This is a genomic window from Lysobacter sp. M2-1, from assembly GCF_022662495.1.
Lineage (GTDB): Bacteria > Pseudomonadota > Gammaproteobacteria > Xanthomonadales > Xanthomonadaceae > JAKPBU01.
This window is the reverse complement of sequence record NZ_JAKPBU010000001.1, coordinates 1329217-1347503: the sequence shown is the minus strand read 5'-3', so window position 1 is coordinate 1347503 and position 18287 is coordinate 1329217. Positions and strand designations below refer to the sequence as shown.

The window sequence follows — 18287 nt, the reverse complement described above, 5'->3', positions numbered from 1 at the left end:
CCGGTACGCGAGGATGGCCGGATGCTAGCGCCGGGTTCCGCGCCGCTGTATCCGGGAGGACCCTAGGTCGGCCCGTGCGGCAACCCGCATGAATACGCAGCGGATGCGATCATGTCGGCATGGCCCGCATTCCCGACGCTTTCATCGACGAACTGCTCGCACGCAGCGACATCGTCGAGGTGGTGGGCGCGCGCGTCCCGCTGAAAAAACAGGGCCGCGAATATTCGGCGCGCTGCCCGTTCCACGACGAGCGATCGCCTTCGTTCACGGTCTCGCCGACCAAGCAGTTCTACCACTGCTTCGGCTGCGGGGCGCACGGCACCGCGATCAGCTTCCTGATGAATTACGACCGCATGGAATTCCTCGATGCGGTGGAGGAGCTGGCCAAGCGTGCCGGCCTGGAAGTGCCGCGCGATACGCGCCAGCACAACGAGAACAACGACAGCCGCGACCTCTACGCCGCGCTCGAAGCCGCCGCGCGCTTCTTCGTCAAGCAGCTCACCGCCAGCGACAAGGCGCGCGCCTACCTGGACCGGCGCGAAGTGGACGCGGCCACGCGCGAGCGCTTCGCGATCGGCTACGCGCCCGACAGCTTCTCCGCGCTGCGCGATGCGCTGGGTACCGACGCGCGCCGGGTGTCGCTGCTTGAGCGCGCCGGCCTATTCTCGAAAAACGACAAGGGCAACACCTACGACAAGTTCCGCGACCGGGTGATGTTTCCGATCCACGACCGGCGCGGGCGGGTGATCGCCTTCGGCGGGCGGGTGCTGGATGCGGAAGATTCGCCCAAGTACCTCAACTCGCCCGAAACCGAACTGTTCCACAAGGGCCGCGAACTGTATGGCCTGTGGCAGGTGCGGCAGACGCATACCAGGATCCCGCGGCTGATCGTGGTCGAGGGCTATATGGACGTGGTCGCGCTGGCCCAGCACGGCATCCTGGAAGCGGTGGCCACCCTCGGCACCGCCACCACGCCCGACCATGCCGAGCTGCTGTTCCGCAACGCACCGGACGTGTACTTCTGCTTCGATGGCGACAACGCCGGCCGCCGCGCCGCGAGCAAGGCGATGGAATCGGTGCTGCCGCGCATGCGCGACGGTCGCCAGGCGTTCTTCCTGTTCCTGCCCGAAGGCGAGGACCCCGACACCATCGTCCGCCACGAAGGCGCCGCCGGTTTCGATGCGCGCCTGCAGCAGGCCACGCCGCTGTCGCAGTTCTTCTTCGACGAACTCTCCAGCGACGTCAACCTGGCCACGCTCGACGGCAAGGCGCGCCTGGCCGAGCGGGCCAGGCCGCTGCTGGCGCAGATTCCCGACGGCGCCTTCGGCGACCTGATGCAGCAGCGCCTGACCGAGCTGACCGGCGTGGGCGCACGCAACGCGGCGCCGCAGACCCATGTGCCGGCGCAGCGGCCGTCGCAGGCGGCCTCGGGGACCCCGCGCCGCAGCCTGGTGCGCAGCGCCATCGCGCTGCTGTTGCAGCGTCCGGCGATCGGCCTGGCCGTGACCCCGCCGTTCGCGTTCGCGCAGCTGCGTCAGCCGGGCGTCGAACTGCTGGTGGAGATGCTCGACACCATCCATGCACGCCCCGACATCGCCACCGGCGCGCTGCTCGAGCATTTCGCCGAACGCGAAGAAAGCGCCGCGCTGCAGAAGCTGGCGAGCCAAGCGATCCCGGGCGATGAAGCGGGTTGGCGCGCCGATCTGCTCGGCGCGATCGAGCAGCTCGATGCACAGACCCTGCAGCAGCGGCGCGAGGAACTGCAGTCGCGCCTGGCCGAACTGAGCGACGCCGAGAAGCAGGAGCTGCGCGCGCTGCTGAGCAGCCGCAGCCACTAGTCCGCATCCAACGCGCCGGAACGTCGGCGGGGCCGTTTAGAACCTCGACGATGGCGTCCGGAACGCCCGATCCGCCTCTAGCCGCCCCAGACCTCGCCCATCACCCGTGCGAAGTTGCCGCCCAGGATCTTGGCGATGCGCGCATCGCTATGCCCGCGCGCCGAGAGCAGGCCGGCGAGCACCTCGAAGCGGTTGGCCATATTGAGGTCGGGCACGAACAGCAGCAGGTTCGGATCGCGCCCTTTCTCGAAGATGCCGTCGGCGATCATGCCCTTAAGCATCTCGGTGTTCTCGCGCGCGTAGTTCGGGGTCACGTCGACCGGGGTCAGGTTGATATCGGTGCCGATGCCCACGTGGTCCTCGCCGCAGACCTTGAGCGCGTGTTCGATGTGCCTGATCACGTCGGCCGCGGTCTGCTGGCCCTGTTCGCGCAGGTACGGCCAGAAGATGATGCCGGCCACGCCGCCGCGGTCGGCCATCAGTTTCAGCTCCGCGTCATGGACCAGGCGCGGCACGTCCACCAGCGCGCGACAGCCGGTGTGCCCGATCAGCACCGGCGCCTTCGAGGCCAGGATCGCCTCGCGGATGGTGCGCTGCGAGCCGTGCGCCAGGTCGATCACGACCTTCTCCGCGTTCAACCGCTCCACCACCTGGTGGCCCAGGTTGCTCAGGCCGGCGTTGCCCGGCTCCATGCAGCCATCGCCAATGAGGTTGCGGCGGTTGTGGGTCAGCTGCAGCACGCGCAGACCCATGGCGCGGAACATCGGGATGCGGTCGGGATCCTCGCCCAGCGGCTCGGTGCCCTGGAAGGTGAAGATCACGCCGACCTTGCGTTCGCGGCGCGCGCGCTCCAGGTCGCCATGCTCCCCGATGAGCGTCAGCACGTCCGGATGGCGAGCGACCACCGCCTTCCAGGCTTCCATCTCGCGCTTGGTCTTCTCGAACGCGGCGTCGGTGTACCAGAACTGGCCCTGCGGCGCGGGCGCGACCATCAGCGCGGTCATGCCGCTGTCGCGCAGCGCCTGCAGCGCCGCGGGCACGCCCGGGTCGCCCTCGGGCAGATAGAACAGCTCGGAGCCCGACAGCGCGTCGATCGAGATCGTGTCGCGATACGGCGCCCAGCGCGGCGCGGCAGCGGCCATCGCCGGCACGCCGGTGAACGCGGCCAGCGCGGCCCATCCTGTTCCCTGCACGAATGCGCGTCGACTCGTCATGCGCTTCCCCGATCCGGTCTCGCCCGACGGCGGACTCTAGCGCATGCCGTCCCGGCAACGCATGCGGGAGGCCGCGCTAGCCGCCATTCCGTCGCCGGGGGTCGGCGGATCAACGCTGGCGTCGACGCGGTCGGCATCTCCGACTTCACCCCCTTTCTGACCAAGCGGGCACTATCGCCGGAATCTGCACCGTGTCCTTTACGACGACGAGCGTGCCTAGAAGTTAAGGCGGTGTTCGACCGCATTTCGCGGCTACAGAACGTCGCTCCCCGCGTGTCTTACACCCAAGGCGAACAGATCGTGCAGGCCGTGCGCGGTCCCGGTGAGCCTGTGTTTCCTGATGTTCGACGACCAAACCCACGGCTTCCGCAAGAAGAGCAATGCCGAGCTGTTCGACTCGGCGAGCATCCTGTTCTGGTAGCGGCATCTGCTCGCGCCGTAGCGGCGAACGGCACGCAATCCGGCGGGCAGCGCCCGCCGGATCATGGCGTCCGGTTCGTGAGGACGCTAGTTCGCGGCGCCCATGACCGCCCACGCCTGGTTGGTCACCGCCGTCACCGCCTGCGGCGTTGCCTGATTGGCCGAACGCCAGATCGCGTTAGCGCCAGTGCTGAAACTACGCCAAAGGATGTCCGAGCGACCGTCACCGTTGTAGTCGCCCGAACCGACCACCCGCCAGTTCGTCGACACGACGGGCACCGTCTGCTGCGTCGCCGAATTGGCCGAGCGCCAGATCGTGTTCGCGCCGGTGCTGCCATTGCGCCACAGGATGTCCGAGCGACCGTCACCGTTGTAGTCGCCAGAGCCGACGACGGCCCACGCCTGACTGGTCACCGCCGTTATCGCCTGCGGCGTGGTCTGGTTGGCCGAACGCCAGATCGCGTTGACCCCAGTGCTGAAATTGCGCCAGAGGATGTCCGAGCGACCGTCACCGTTGTAGTCGCCAGAACCGACCACATGCCAGTTCGTTGACACGGTAGGCACCGTCTGTGGTGTCGCCGAATTGGCGGAGCGCCAGATCGTGTTTGCACCGGTGCTGCCATTGCGCCACAGGATGTCCGAGCGGCCGTCGCCGTTGTAGTCGCCCGAAGCGACGACGGCCCACGCCTGGTTGGCCACCGCCGTTACCGCCTGGGGCGTGGCCTGGTTGGCCGAACGCCAGATTACGTTGGCGCCGGTGCTGAAATTGCGCCACAGGATGTCCGCACGGCCGTCGCCGTTGTAGTCGCCCGAACCCACCGCCCGCCAGCTCGTCGACACGACGGGCACCGCTTGCTGCGTCGTCGAGTTGGCCGAGCGCCAGATCGCGTTCGCCCCGGTGCTGCCATTGCGCCACAGGATGTCCGAGCGACCATCGGCATCGAAATCACCGTTGAAGTCGCTCCAATGCGTGGTAACTGGCGCGGCTTGGATGGTGATCCTGCCAGACATGCCCACGCCACCGGCCGACCCATGCGCCTCACAGAAATAACCGACGGCTCCTGCCGTTGGGAAGGCCACGGTTGCCGACCATGACTGGCTGCTCAGATTCCCGTTTCCACCGGCACCATCGCAGCCGTTGGCACAACGAAATGAAGTCACCGATCCGGGATCGGAAACCACGTTATGGAATCCGCCGCCATTCCGGAAAGTGACCGTATCGCCCGCCGTGATGGTCAGGCTGCTCGGCGAAAAGGTCAGGTCGGAACGCGCGGTCACGGTGTGATTCGCGGCGAACGCCGCCGCCTGGAACAACAGCCCGAGGACCGCGATCGACAATCTGACACCTATGCGGCGACGGCCGGCTCGACGGCAAATGATGCGATCGTTTTCGTCAGCTCGATGATCGCTATCAGCACCGGACGGCGATAGGGCAGTCGCCATTGGCTTCGCTCGATCGCCAGCAGGAAGACGAGGGCAAACCGTCTCAGTCATTCGCATGGCACACCTCGGAGCGGTTATTGGGTTTGGAACCGCGTCTGCCACAGCTGGGTGCCACGATTGTCGACACCATTTGCCGACTTTACGCCGGTCGCCGCGCGCCGGATATCACCGCCAGCCCGCCATGCCATTCATCTGACCGACGGTCCTATGCGCGGGGGACCAGTGCCCGTGGCACCTGCGCACGGAGGGGCCGGACCGTAGCATCATCGCCACGGCCCACGGAGAAGGAACTGGAATGCGCGGACGATCCTTCCTGCTGTCGGCCCTACTGCTGTCTGGCGTGAGCACGATCGCGAGTGCCCAGACGATCCATCGCGGCAATGAACAGCTGGATCCCGATCGCCCGGAGGCATGGGCGATGCACTACTTTACCGCCACCAGTTTCATGACGGGATTCGGACAGACCCCAACGCTGCGTCCCGGGCAATGGGCGGCTGCGGTCGAACTGGGACATGTCCCGAGCCTCAACGACCAGCAGCAGCGGGTCGGGTTCAGCGGCTCCAAGTCCGAGGATCTCAACAAGTCGCCGGTGATCGGTCGCCTGCGCGGGCTGCTGGGGTTGCCTGGCGGCTGGGTCGCCGAACTGGGCTATACGCCGCCGGTGGAAATCGACGGCGCGCGCCCACGCGCCCTGGTCGCGGCGGCGATCGGTCGGCTCCTGCTTGAGCGCGGCGATTTCTCGCTGTCGGCCCGATTGTTCGGCCAGCACGGGTCGGTGAGCGGCGACATCACCTGCCCCGCCGAACTGGCGGGCGTCGAAGACGGCACCATCAACCCCTACGGCTGCCAGGCGCCGTCGGACGACCGGCTTCGGCTCAACTATTACGGCCTCGAGCTGACCCCGGCCCTGCGCCACGGCGCCTGGCAATGGCACGCCAGCCTGGCCGCCGTGCGGGTCGAAACCGAGGTGCAGGTGGATGCTCTGACCTACGGCGTGCATGACCTCTCCCGCCTGACCGCCAAGGACGTGCTGCCCGCCATTGCGTTCGGCACGACACGCGGTTTCGGCAGGCGCTGGCGCTGGGGCGCGGAAGTGGTCTACGTGCCGTTGCAGGTACAGCGCGACCCCGACCGCTCCACGGAGAACGATCCGCTCACCAGCGTGCGTCTGCATCTGCGCTACGAAGCGAACTGAGGTGAAGGCCGGTCGCTGCGGCCACGATCCCGGCGACGGGGCACGGTACCGTTCACTGAATGGCGGCACGTCGACCGAGGGTTGCACAGCACGGTGTTGCGGTCGGCGAAGCGTTCGGCTTCAAGAAAAACCCCGCCACAACCTGCCCTAGCTTCCAACGCGTTGCGATGGCGAGCGCAGGCAATCGCCGTGCATCGCCATCCAAATTTCCCCTTGACCTCGGGTTCGTCCTAGATGTCACCGACGCTCCCTGCCCTGTAGTTTGGTGCGCACGGCTTCAGACACCGCCTCCGACGCGCCGCGATGACTTTCGAAGCGTTCCATATCCTTCCGCCGCCGATTGCACCTTACGCCGAGCTGCCGTCTCCGCTCCGCGATCTGTTCGCGCAGCCCGCCAGCGAGGGTCTGTCGCCTGGCCTGCTGCAGGCGGATCCCGGTGAAGTCGACTTCGATCTGGATGCGCAGTCGGTCCGCATCACCGGCGAGCATGAAGACCAGTGGAACACCCGCTACACCGCCAGCGGTGAGATGCAGCTGTCCGCACCCGGCACGGGCACCACCACCGTACCGGTCAGGTTTGATGTGACCCTGCGCAACGAGAACGCCACGCCGGCGCAGATGCGCGCGGTGAACCCGTTCGATCCTGCCACCATTCCCGAGCGCACGCGGATCGAGGTCTACGGCCGCGACTACGCCGGCACGCCGCTGGAGGAAAGCTTCCGCGCGCTCGCCGACGCCAACGGCCTGGCCTCGATCGACGACCTGCGCTTGTCGCTGGAAATGACCGAGGACGGCGAACTACGGGTGATGACCGGTTCGAACGCACTGTTCGACGCGCCACGCGAGCACGGGCCGTCCTCGCTTCCGGGCGATCGCGAGGATTTCAGCCGCCACACTGTGATGCTGGCCGACCCCGCCGGGGCCGACCGGGCCGGCTACAGCGCGATGCTGCTGCACGGGACCTTCCTCGACGGCACCGTGGGCACGGTCGAGGACGTCGAAGGCGACAGCATCCGCGGCACCGTGACCGAATCCGGCTCGGGCGAGGTCAACGACGTGATCTGGACTCTGGATGGCGAAGGCCGGCCGACCGAGGCCGAAGCCACGCTGACCTGGGAGCCGGGCAGCGGCGGCCGCGAGTCCGACCGCATCGAGGCCAACGCGCAAAGCCGGTTCCGCAGCGACAACGACATGAAGGGCAGCGGCGACGACGTCGGCCACATCATCGCCTACCGCTTCGTCAACGGCCACGGCGCGGTCAACATGTTCCCGCAGGAAAGCAACCTCAACCAGCGCGTCTACGCGCGCATGGAACAGGAATGGAGCGACTGGCTGGCCAACGGCATGGAAGTGCGGATCGACGTCGACCTGACGCCCAACGACGTGCGGCGCCCCGACGAGGTGCAGGTCGACTACGAGGTGATCGATCCCGCCACCGGCAACGTGGTCTACGACCCGTCGCTGATCGTGTTCGAGAACCGCGGCGGACAGGCATTCGATGCGATCGCCGAATCGCGGATGGAGGAAATGATCGACACCGCCAATGCCTGACGGCACACTCGCGAGCAACGCACTGCGGGCCGGCGCGACCAGGAAAGCGGCATTGGACAAGAACGCGCTGATCGACCGCATCGGGATGCTGCTGGTGGGCGACCCCGCCGTCGACGCAGCTCCCTGGGACGGCTATGCCCTGATCGTGCGCTATGGCGAACCGGACCTGGCCCGACGGATCAGCGGCTTTCGCTACCTCGACGATGGCGGCTTTGAAGCCGCCACTCCGCGAACCGAAGCACTGGGGCCGGCACTCGACGCACTGCGCGAGGCAACACGTATCGCGGACAAGGCGCCGTGGGATGCCTGCGTATTCCGCATCCGCCGCGACACCCGCAAGCTGCATGCCGAATTCGAGTACGACAGGCCCGAGCGCTGGGATATCGCGTCCGACACGCTGAACGAGGTGGCCGAGCGTGCCCGGCCGTCAAGGACGGAGTGAGCCACCTCGTTTCAGTTGCAACGCGACGCTCGCCGCTTGCACGTGGTCCTCAGCTACGCTGCGCGTCGCGAGGTCGGGACATACGCTTGCGACGCGGGCGAGAAATCGCATCAGAACCGATAGCCCACCGTCAGTGAGACGTTGCGTGGTGCCGCGTAATAGCCCTGCTCCCAGTACAGGCTCGGCAGGTATTTCTCATCGGTGACATTGTCGAGGTTGAGCGTGGTTTCCCAGCCGTTCGACGCGCGATAGCCGGCCATCAGCCCGACGATCGCATAGCTGTCCTGGCGTATCGTGGTCGCCGCACCGTCCGCCAGGAAGGCCTCGCGGTGAATGCCGTCCTGCCAGCGCAACGAACCGCCGACGCGCAGGCCCGGCACCACCGCGACCTGGGCCACCGCCGAGGCACGCAGCATCGAACGCGGCACATAGGTGCGCGACGCGTTGCCGTCGCCATCCTCGATGTCGAGCCGGGTCCAGCCGGCGGCCAGCGACCAGATACTGCCGAGCTGGCCGGCCACGTCCAGCTCGAACCCGCTCGATCGCGCATCCTGCCCTTCGTAGATCGAGCGCCCGGTTTCCGGATCGAAGCCCGCGTACAGCGCCAGGTGGTCCTGCTCGACGCGGAATGCCGATGCGGACGCGTTGAGGCGCCCGCCGAACCACTCGCCCTTGATGCCGGCCTCGGTGTTGGTGCCTTCGATCGGATCCAGCGGCGCACCGTTCGCGTCCAGCTCGGTCTGCTGGGCGAAGATCCCGCCATGGCTCGCATACAGCGAGTAGCTCTGTGCGAAGTCCCACACCGCGCCCACGAACGGCGTGGTGCGCGAGGTTTCGGTGGCCTTGGGCGTGCCGTAGCCGCTGCCGTCCATGCGCACGCGGGCATGGTTCGCGCCGGTGATCAGCTTGAACGCGTCCGCCAGGTTCCAGCGCGCGGTGGCGTAGAGCGTCTCGCGGCGGAAGTCGAAGTCCGATCCATCGGAGAACGCATCGAACGACGGCTTCGGATAACCTCCGTCGAATTGCTCCAGCGGCGGCAGCGGCGTGCCGATGTCGGTGCCGTAGCCAGACAGTTCGCGGACGTTGCCGTCGGCGGAACTCGCTCCGAATACCAGCTCGTGCCGCCGCCCGCCGATCGCGAACATCCCGCTGGCGCGCACATCGCCATACAGGAAGCGCACGTTGTTGTCGTAGGACGACGGATACGAGAACAGGCCCAGCCCGGTCGCGCGATCCGGCGTGCCATAGACGTAGAAGATTTCCGCGTCCTCGCGTTTGTCTTGGTGGGTCAGCGTGCCCTCAAGGGTCCAGCCGTTACCAAAATCGTGAGCCAGCTCGGCGAAGGCGCGCGTCTCGCGCGTGTCCCAATACGACCAGTCGCTCGCGGTGCTGGTGCTGCGGTCGTAGTCGGTCGGCGTGCCATCGGTGTAGTACAGCGGCAGCGCGCCCCACAGCGGGCTGTCGGCGTTGTTGTCCTGGTACGAGACGCCCACCGTCAGCAGCGTGCGTTCGCCCAGGTCTGCCTCGACCACGCCGTAGGCGACGGACTTTTCCAGCGCGTAGCGATCGAGATAGCTGTCGCTGTCCTCGTATGCCGCCGCCGCGCGTGCGCGCACGTCGCCGCTACCGAGGGGCGATGACACATCCGCTTCGATACGCTTGCGGTCCCAGCTGCCGAACGTCGCCATGACCGAGCCGGCGAAATCATCGCCGGGTCGCTTGCGCACGAAATTGATCGTGGCCGAAGGATTGCCTGTGCCCGACATCAGCCCATTGGCACCGCGCAGCACCTCGATGCGCTCGAAGGCTGTGGTGTCGATGTCGCCATTCTGGATGCCATAGGGCAGCGGCACGCCAATGCCATCGAACTGGAAATTGGTGATATCGAAGCCGCGTGCGGTGTAGTAGGTGCGGCTGGTCTCGACCCGCTCCACGCCGATGCCGGTGGTGGACTCCAGCGCGTCGTTGAGGTTGTCCAGGCCGAAGTCGTCGAGCTGCTCGCGGGTCAGCACGCTGACCGACTGCGGGGTCTGGCGCGGACTCAGCGTCAGGCCGGTGCCGGTGAAGCTGGGCGGCGGTGCGTATCCCGTAGGTCGGGTTTCACTGACCACGATGCGGTCGAGGTCGGTTGCAGGTGCGGCGGCTTCGTCGGCCAGCGCGGCGATCGGCAGGCCAGTCACCAGGAGGATCGCGCACGCCAGGGGCGTCGCTTTGAGTGGGTGTTCCATGATGGTCCGTTACAGGAGCGAGAACCGCGCAGCGGCTCAGCGCCGGCGCGGAGCGCGCATCTTATTGCGAACCATTCTCAAATGCAAAACATTCTCGTTTGAAGATCAGCGCCGTGACGTCGCTAGCCAGCCGCCCGCAACTCGAACACCGGCGTCGGCTGCAGCCATGGCAGCAGCCAGTGGTCGAGCAGCAGGAAGGCGAACAGCGCCATCAGGTAGACGATGGAGTAGTTGAAGACCTTCATCGCGAACAGTTCGTCCGGCGGGTCGAGCAGTTTCCATGCGTACCAGACGAACACCGCGCCGAGCACCAATGCGCCGCCGAGATAGAACAGGCCGCTCATGCCGGTGGCCCATGGCAGCACGGTCGCCGCCATCAGCAGCACGGTGTACAGCAGGATCTGCCAGCGCGTGTACTCCACGCCGTGGGTGACCGGCAGCATCGGCACCAGCGCGCGCGCGTAGTCCTCGCGGCGGAAGATGGCCAGCGCCCAGAAATGCGGTGGGGTCCACACGAACACGATCAGCACCAGCAGCAATGCATGCGCCCAATCCCATTCGCCGTGCATGCCGGTTACCGCCGCCCAGCCCAGCAGCGGCGGCGCAGCGCCGGCGATGCCGCCGATCACGATGTTCTGCGGGGTGGCGCGCTTGAGCCAGGCGGTATAGACGATCGCGTAGCCGATCAGCGAGGCGAAAGTGAGCGCGGCGGTAAGCGGATTCACCAGCGCGATCAGCACCGTCATCGAAGCCACACCCAACAGCACCGCGAACGCCAGCACCTGTGCCGGCCGCAGCGAGCCGGTCGCCAGCGGACGGTCGGCGGTGCGCACCATGAGCTTGTCGATGCGCTGGTCGATCAGATGGTTGATCGCCGCGGCCGATGCGGCCGCCAGCCAGATGCCGAGCAGGCCGAACAGCGTCTGCCGCAATGGCGGCAACCCCGGCACCGCCAGGAACATGCCCACCAGTGCGGTGAACACGATCAGCGCGACGACGCGCGGCTTGGTGAGCGCCCAGTAGCTGCGCAGCGGCATCGACTTCGGGCGGGCAGTGGTCACTGGCATGTCGCGCCCCATGGCCAACACAGGGTGGGGGGGGGGGGCCCCCCCCCCCCCGCACCCCCCCGAGGCGGGGGCCCGCGGCCCCCCCACTTCGGGCGGGCTGTGGTCAGGGGCTTGTCGCGCCCCTTGGCAAACACTGGGTGCGCCCTGGCGCACCGCCCGTGCGGACTCCGCGATGCGGTGCGCCTGGGCGCACCCTATTGCGAAACATGCTCACGTCGGCCGGCGCACGCGCGCCAGCAGCGTGACCAGCACGAACAGCAACGCCGCCGCACCGGCGTTGTGCAGTACCGCGATCGTCAGCGGCAACTGCAGCTTGACGTTGGCGATGCCCAGCGCGACCTGGGCGCAGGCCAGCAGCGCCAGCAATGCCGCCCAGCCGCGCATGCCCGCGCTGCGCCACAGCCGCACGGCGAAGGCCAGCAGCGCGGCGAATGCGACCACCGCCATCATCCGGTGCGCAAGCTGGATGGCGATGCGCGATTCGCCGTCCAGCACGCCGCCTTCGTAGTCCACGCCGATGCCCCGCCACAGCACAAAAGCCTCGCGGAAATCGTGGCGCGGCCACCACTGGCCCACGCAGCGCGGGAAGTCGTTGCCGCAGGCCAGCGCGGCGTAGTTGGCGCTGGTCCAGCCGCCCAGCGCGATCTGCAGCCCGAGCAGCGCCAGCACCACCAGCGCCCAGCGCCGCAGTGCGACCGCCTCGGCCAGGCGGATCGGCGCGTCGGTCGCGCGCCACGCCATCCAGGTGAGCAGAGCGAACGTGAGCAGCCCGCCTAGTAGGTGGCCCATAACCACCACCGGTTTGAGCAGCCAGGTCACCGTCCACATACCGAGCAGGGCCTGGAACACGATCACCATCAGGATCAGTGCGGCCACCGGCGCCAGGCCCTCGCCCGTGTTCGGGGCGGGCAACGGGGCCTGTGCCGCATCCGGCGCGGGGATCGACCAGCGCAGCGCGGCCGCCAGCAGCAGGCTTTCGCCCAAGGCCGCCAGTGCGAAGGCCAACACGTGTTGTCCGTGCATGTACAGCGGAATACCGAGCGCGATCGGCAGCGTCGCGCCGAGAATCCAGGCGACGCCGAAGCGCTGCCGGCGCGCAGCCAGCAGGGCCAGCACCAGGACCAGCAGGCCCAAAGTAGCAGCCAGGTGCCGGTGCACCTGTTCGCGCCAGGCCTTGTGCGGTTCCACCGGGCGGATCGCGGTCGCCGCATGGTCGGCGGCCTGCGCCGCGGCCGTTGGCCAGGCGGCACGCCCGTAGCAGGTCGGCCAGTCGGGGCAGCTCAGGCCGGCGTTGGACAGGCGCACGAAGGCGCCGAACACGATCACCCCCAGGGCCAGCGCGACCGCAAGCCAGGCGATGCGGTGGAAGTGGCGATAAGGGCGAACCCGCTGCGGGGCGGATCGGATCATGCGCGCCATGTCATCTCAGCTTGAGCAGCCGCGCCACGTCGGTGCGCAGGTCGGCCGGATCGAAGCCGGGCGCGTAACGCAGGATGACGAAGCCATTGGGATCGATCACGTACACCGGCACGCCGGCCGGATCGCGCAGGCGCGGCAGCTGCGCGCGCAGGGCTGGGTCGTCCTGCAGCAGTCGGGCGGCGGGATGGTTGCGGGCGCTGTCCGGCGCCGCGCCGATCCACAGCAGATGCACCCGGTCGGCATCGCGGCCAAACAGCTGCCATACCGTCTCCAGCTGCCCCGCCAGTTCCACGCAGGGCGCGCCGCAGCGCTCCGGCGGTGCCACGGCAATGCGCCACAGCCGCGCCTTCGGATCCCACGCGTAATCGCCGCCCCGCTCGAGCCGTGGCACCACGTTGCGCAGATCGCCATACGGCTGCAGCAGCTCGCCCCGGTTCTTCAGCTGGGCCGGGCGCCAGCCGGAAAAGCGCAGCGCGCCGGCGACGAGGAAGCTGCCGAAGAACAGCACGGCGAGCGCCAGCAGCATCCTGCGGTTGCGACGGCGAAGTTCCGGAACGGGCTGGGTCATCGGGTTGGGCGTGGCTTGCGGAAGGTCAGCAGCAGCGCGGTGGCGAGCACCGCAGCGGCCAGCGCAAACCACTGCACCGCATAACCGAGGTGCCGCTGCGGCGGCAGGGTGTTGGGAAGGATGTCGAGGTCGCGGGCGTAACCAAGCGGGAGCGCGGGATCCAGCCGCAGTACCCGCGGCGGCAACGCGGGCGTCCCGAGCAGGGCCGCAACGTCGTCCGCGTCCACGGCGGTGGTGACTATTGTGCCATCGGCCTGGCGGGCGGCGACCGCAGCCGCCAGCCCGGGCGACGGGGGCGGCATCAGCAGGCCGCGGATGCGCCTCGGGCCGGGTACCGCTGCCACCGCCGGCATGCGCCGGTCGCCGGCGAGCGGCAGCCAGCCCAGCTCCACCAGCAGGCGCGACCCATCCCGCGCGAGGAACAGGCGATAGGCGCGCACGCCGGGGCGCTGGTCGCGCGACTGGTTGTCGAGCAGCACCGGCGGCGCGGCCGCAAAGGTGCCCTCGCCTTCGGCCCAGTCGTAGTCGCGCGCACGCTGCGTGTCGCCCGCGCTCGCGAGCGGCTGCGCGCGGCGCGCATCGAGCACGTGCTGCACGGCGTCCAGCATTGCCTGCTTCTCGTGCATGCGCGCCAGCTGCCAGCGTCCCAGAGAGGCGAACGCCGCGATCGCCAGCACGGCGAGCGACCATCCGGCCGCCAGGGTGCGGCGGCGGCTCACGCCCGGTCCCCGGCCACCGCACGGCAGGATGGGCCAGATTGCGCGGATAATGGCGTCATTCGACCCGCTCGCCGGAGCCAGACATGAGCGACTCGCTGAAGACGCTGCTGATCATCGCGTTCCTGTTGCTGATCCTGTGGAACCTGGGCGCCGGCCTGTATTACATGCTGGTCGACAAGGGCCAGACCAAACGCACGGTCAACGCGCTCACCCGCCGCATCGGCCTGTCGGTGGCCCTGATCCTGATGGTGGTCCTGTCGATCTGGATGGGATGGATCACGCCACACGGCGTGGGTCGTTAGCACGCCATTCTAGCGGGCCGGTTGCGCGTCGCCGGCGCTCGCTTCCTTCTGCACCACGCTGATCCGGCCGTTGGTCTCGAGCAGCGCGATCCCGACCTGGTGCAGATGGCGCACGCCGCTGGTGCGCAAGGCCTCGTCGAAGTCGTCGCGGCTGACCAGCTCGCGCCGCAGCACCTGTTCGAACAGTTTGCCGTCGCGCGCCACCACCACCGGCACGCCCTCGATGATCTGTTCCGCGCGCCGGCTGCGCGATGTGGCGAACGCCACCGCGTAGTTCAGCGCGATCAGCGTGCCAGCCATCACAAACGCGCCGGTCAGCGAATTGTCGCCGCCATTGATTCCGTTCTGCACCGCGTTCCCGATCAGGATCAGCAGCACCAGATCGAACGGCGTGAACTGCCCCACCGCGCGCTTGCCCGACACCCGCATCAGCACCATCACCATCAGATACACCGCCACTGCGCGCAGCACGAAGTGCCACCACGGCGCGGAAAGCTGGAACAGATCGGACATGGCCCATCCTCGGCGGGGATTGCGCCAACGGTAACCCCAAGGGCATCCGATTTTTGAAGGGCTAGCGTCCCTGGATCCCCGCTTGCGCGGGGATGACGGCATTGTTGAGAGCCCTCTTAGCAAGGGCACGGCGACAGCGTCGAGGAATTGGAAGCGATGCGGGACACGAGGTGAGCGCAGCTACCGTGTTCTCCCTGCGCATCAAGGAGAAGAGCCCCCTTAGTAAGGGGGCGCGCCGAAGGCGCGGGGATTGGAAGCACATAGCGGGGCCCAAGGTTTGCAACGCAAACCTTGGGTTTTTATTGGGCGTAGCCCAATAAAAAGCCCCGCTGGCAGGGGGGGCCGGCGGGGCTCGGGGAACGGAGCCTGGGGAGGGGCTTGCCGTTCCGGGATCACTCCAGGGGAGGGAGAGATCAGCGACGAACGTTGCATCCGTCGCGGCATATCTGACCACCCCGCGGATTGATAGTTCGTGAAGGCGTAGGTTAAGAATTTGTTGGGTTCAGCCGGGGTTTACCTGCAATCCGGGTCACGTCCGGCCACTGAATACGCCTAGTGGGCCTCGTCCCAGTTGAGCCCGGTGCCGCTGTCCACCACCAACGGCACGCGCAGCTCGGCGGCCGCGGCCATCCGCCGCCCGACCTCGCCCACCAGCGTGCCGACGAAGGCCTCGTCGCATTCGAATACCAGCTCGTCGTGCACCTGCAGGATCATCAGCGCGGGGCTTTTTCCGGCGTCGTGGCGATGGTCCGCCAGCCAGCCGTCCACCGAGACCATTGCCCGCTTGATGATGTCCGCAGCGGTGCCCTGCATCGGCGCGTTGATCGCCGCGCGTTCGGCCCCCGCGCGCTGGGCCTGGTTGCCCTTGTGGATGTAGTCCAGGTACAGCCGGCGGCCGAACACGGTTTCGACATAACCCTGTTCGCGCGCCTGTTGCCGGGTGCGCTCCATGTAATCGCGCACGCCCGGATAGCGGCTGAAGTACAGCGCGATGTAATCCTGGGCCTCACCACGGGCAATGCCGAGCTGGCGCGCCAGCCCGAACGCGCTCATGCCGTACATCAGGCCGAAGTTGATCGCCTTGGCGGCGCGGCGCTCGTTGGCGCTGACCTCATCGAGCGAGGCCTTGCCGAAGACTTCCGCCGCGGTGGCGCGGTGCACGTCGTCGCCGGATTCGAACGCGCGCAGCAGCGCCGGATCCTCCGACAGATGGGCCATGATCCGCAGCTCGATCTGCGAGTAGTCGCAGGCCACCAGCCTGCGCCCGGGCGGAGCGATGAACGCACGGCGGATGCGGCGCCCGTCCTCGGTCCGGATCGGAATGTTCTGCAGATTGGGATCGCTCGACGCCAGCCGCCCGGTGGCCGCGCCCGCCTGGTGATAGCTGGTGTGCACGCGCCCGGTGTCCGGATTTGCGATTTCAGACAGCTTGTCGGTGTAGGTGCTGCGCAGCTTGGCCAGACCGCGGTATTCCAGGATCACCCGCGGCAGCGGGTGCTGATCGGCAATGGCTTCCAGCGCTTCCTCGTTGGTGGAGGGCTGGCCGCTGGGCGTCTTCACCATCGCCGGCAGCTTGAGCTCGTCGAACAACAGCGCGCCCAGCTGCTTGGGCGAGTCCATGCTGAAGGTGCGCCCGGCCAGCTCGGTCGCCTGCTGCTGCAGCGAGAGCATGCGCCGCGACAGGTCGGCCGACTGCCGGCGCAGTTCTTCGCCGTCGATCAGCACGCCATTGGCCTCGATGCGTTCGAGCACCGGCACCAGTGGCATTTCGATCTCGCGATAGACGCGCTGCAGGCTCGGCACCGCGGCGAGCTTCTCCGACAGCACCCGATGCAGGCGCAGCGTGATATCGGCATCTTCGGCGGCGTAGCAGGTGGCATCGTCCAGCGCGACATGCGAAAACGGAATCGCCTTCGCGCCCTTGCCGGCGACCTGCTCGTAGCGGATCGTCTCGTAGCCCAGGAAACGCTGGGCCAGCGAATCCATGTCGTGCCGGCTGCTGCCTGAGTTCAGCACGAAGCTTTCAAGCATCGTGTCCTCGGCATAGCCGGCCACGTCGATGCCGTGCCTGCGCAATACGTGCAGGTCGTACTTGCCGTGCTGGCCGATCTTGCGCTTGAGCGGGTCGGCGAACAGCGGCGCGAGCATGCGCAACGCGGCGCTACGGTCGAGCTGCACCGGCACGCCCGGATAGTCATGCGCCAGCGGAATGTAGGCAGCGCGGCCCGGTTCCACCGCCAGGCTGATGCCGACCAGATTCGCGCGCATCGGATCCAGGCTGTCGGTCTCGGTGTCGAACGCGAACGCATCGGCCGTCTGCAGCGCCGCGATCCATGTGTCCAGCTGCGCTTGGGTGAGCACGCATTCGTAATCGCCCTTGGCCGACAGCGCCGGATCGATCGCCGCCTCCACCGGCGCTGAAGGCGCGACGAAGCCGGTCCCGCGCGCGCGGCCGGGTTCCTTCTCGGCAATTGATGCGGGCGCCGCACCGCCGTCGAGCTCCTTCAGCGCCTGGTTGAAGCCGTAGCGCGAATACAGGCCGCGCAGCGTTTCGGCATCGCGCTCGCGCAGCACCAGCGTCTGCGGCCTCTGATCAAGCGCGACATCGGTCTTGATCGTCACCAGGGTGCGGTTGAGCGGCAGGCGATCGAGCGCGGCGCGCAGGTTGTCGCCGATCTTGCCCTTGATCGCACCGGCGTTGGCGATGACGCCGTCGAGGGTGTCGAATTCACCCAGCCACTTGGCGGCGGTCTTGGGACCGCACTTGTCCACGCCGGGCACGTTGTCGATCGCGTCGCCCATCAGTGCCAGCATGTCGACGATCTGGTCGGGCCGCACGCCGAACTTCTCGATCACGCGCTCGACGCTGTCGAGCCGGCTGCCGCTCATCGTGTTGACCAGGGCGACCGCTCCCTGCCCGGCTTCGGCCGGGCGCACCAGCTGGGCGAAGTCCTTGTCGCCGGTGGAGATGGTGACGTCGATACCCTCGCCCGCGGCCTGCAGGGCCAGGGTGCCGATCACGTCGTCGGCCTCCACTCCATCGATCCGCAGGATCGGCATTCCCAGCCCGGCCACGATGTCGCACATCGGCTGCACCTGTGCCCGCAGGTCGTCCGGCATCGGCGGGCGATTGGCCTTGTACTGCGGATACAGGTCGTCGCGGAAGGTCTTGCCCGGCGCGTCCACCACGAAGGCGGCGAAATCGGGCTGTTCCTTCAGATGCGCGCGCAGCATGTTGACCACGCCGAACAGCGCGCCGGTCGGCTCGCCGGCAGCGTTGCTCAGCGGCGGCAGCGCGTGGAAGGCCCGGTACAGATAACTGGAGCCGTCGATCAGGACCAATCGCTTCATCCCGCGATTCTACGCAG

At 67.7% G+C, this 18287-nt stretch carries 14 protein-coding genes; 5 read left to right on the top strand and 9 right to left on the bottom strand.

All coding sequences use genetic code 11. The annotated features are described in order from the left end of the window. The first annotated feature begins 119 nt into the window (after positions 1-119). Positions 120-1838: a DNA primase gene (dnaG, locus tag MC375_RS05910; RefSeq protein WP_242102367.1), complete on the top strand. Its 1719-nt coding sequence runs from the start codon at positions 120-122 to the stop codon at positions 1836-1838. Positions 1839-1915: 77 nt separating this feature from the next. On the opposite strand, the gene MC375_RS05905 is transcribed toward dnaG, so the two are convergent. Both MC375_RS05905 and MC375_RS05900 read right to left on the bottom strand, forming a co-directional pair. Then, positions 1916-3052 carry a membrane dipeptidase gene (locus MC375_RS05905; RefSeq protein WP_242102366.1) on the bottom strand — a complete coding sequence of 379 codons (1137 nt, stop codon included), beginning with the start codon at positions 3050-3052 and terminating at the stop codon, positions 1916-1918. Positions 3053-3559: 507 nt separating this feature from the next. Next, positions 3560-4810, bottom strand: coding sequence for an FG-GAP-like repeat-containing protein (locus MC375_RS05900; protein WP_242102365.1), 1251 nt, complete (start codon positions 4808-4810; stop codon positions 3560-3562). Positions 4811-5210: 400 nt separating this feature from the next. On the opposite strand from MC375_RS05900, the gene MC375_RS05895 reads away from it, so the two are divergent. From MC375_RS05895 to MC375_RS05885, 3 genes are all read left to right on the top strand, one after another. Next, entirely contained in the window at positions 5211-6110 is a 900-nt protein-coding gene (locus MC375_RS05895) for a hypothetical protein (protein WP_242102364.1), read from the top strand. 303 nt (positions 6111-6413) lie between these two features. Next, positions 6414-7661 carry a DNA/RNA non-specific endonuclease gene (locus tag MC375_RS05890; protein ID WP_242102363.1) on the top strand — a complete coding sequence of 416 codons (1248 nt, stop codon included), beginning with the start codon at positions 6414-6416 and terminating at the stop codon, positions 7659-7661. A gap of 52 nt (positions 7662-7713) precedes the next feature. Continuing rightward, a complete protein-coding gene (locus MC375_RS05885) occupies positions 7714-8103 on the top strand; it encodes a hypothetical protein (RefSeq protein WP_242102362.1) in 390 nt (129 codons plus the stop codon). A 110-nt stretch (positions 8104-8213) separates the two neighbouring features. Here the strand turns inward: MC375_RS05885 and MC375_RS05880 are convergent, their stop codons facing one another. From MC375_RS05880 to MC375_RS05860, 5 genes are all read right to left on the bottom strand, one after another. Next, the gene (locus MC375_RS05880) at positions 8214-10331 is read right to left on the bottom strand and encodes a TonB-dependent siderophore receptor (protein ID WP_242102361.1); all 2118 of its coding nucleotides are present in this window, start codon (positions 10329-10331) and stop codon (positions 8214-8216) included. Between the two features lie 122 nt (positions 10332-10453). Continuing rightward, positions 10454-11398 (bottom strand): heme o synthase, encoded by a 945-nt coding sequence (gene cyoE, locus MC375_RS05875; protein WP_242102360.1) that lies wholly within the window; start codon positions 11396-11398, stop codon positions 10454-10456. Between the two features lie 210 nt (positions 11399-11608). Beyond that, positions 11609-12808, bottom strand: coding sequence for a COX15/CtaA family protein (locus MC375_RS05870; protein ID WP_242102359.1), 1200 nt, complete (start codon positions 12806-12808; stop codon positions 11609-11611). Between the two features lie 10 nt (positions 12809-12818). Beyond that, a complete protein-coding gene (locus tag MC375_RS05865; protein WP_242102358.1) occupies positions 12819-13385 on the bottom strand; it encodes a hypothetical protein in 567 nt (188 codons plus the stop codon). Next, the gene (locus MC375_RS05860; protein ID WP_242102357.1) at positions 13382-14104 is read right to left on the bottom strand and encodes an SURF1 family protein; all 723 of its coding nucleotides are present in this window, start codon (positions 14102-14104) and stop codon (positions 13382-13384) included. The genes MC375_RS05865 and MC375_RS05860 overlap by 4 nt, the downstream gene beginning before the upstream one ends. Before the next feature lie 83 nt (positions 14105-14187). Between MC375_RS05860 and MC375_RS05855 the strand changes: the two genes are divergently transcribed. Then, on the top strand, positions 14188-14406 hold the full coding sequence (locus MC375_RS05855) for a twin transmembrane helix small protein (protein WP_242102356.1): 219 nt from the start codon (positions 14188-14190) through the stop codon (positions 14404-14406). A gap of 9 nt (positions 14407-14415) precedes the next feature. On the opposite strand, the gene MC375_RS05850 is transcribed toward MC375_RS05855, so the two are convergent. After that, the gene (locus tag MC375_RS05850; protein WP_242102355.1) at positions 14416-14919 is read right to left on the bottom strand and encodes a YetF domain-containing protein; all 504 of its coding nucleotides are present in this window, start codon (positions 14917-14919) and stop codon (positions 14416-14418) included. Positions 14920-15471: 552 nt separating this feature from the next. After that, positions 15472-18270, bottom strand: a complete 2799-nt coding sequence (gene polA / locus MC375_RS05845) for a DNA polymerase I (RefSeq protein ID WP_242102354.1) — start codon at positions 18268-18270, stop codon at positions 15472-15474. Between the last annotated feature and the right edge of the window lie 17 nt (positions 18271-18287).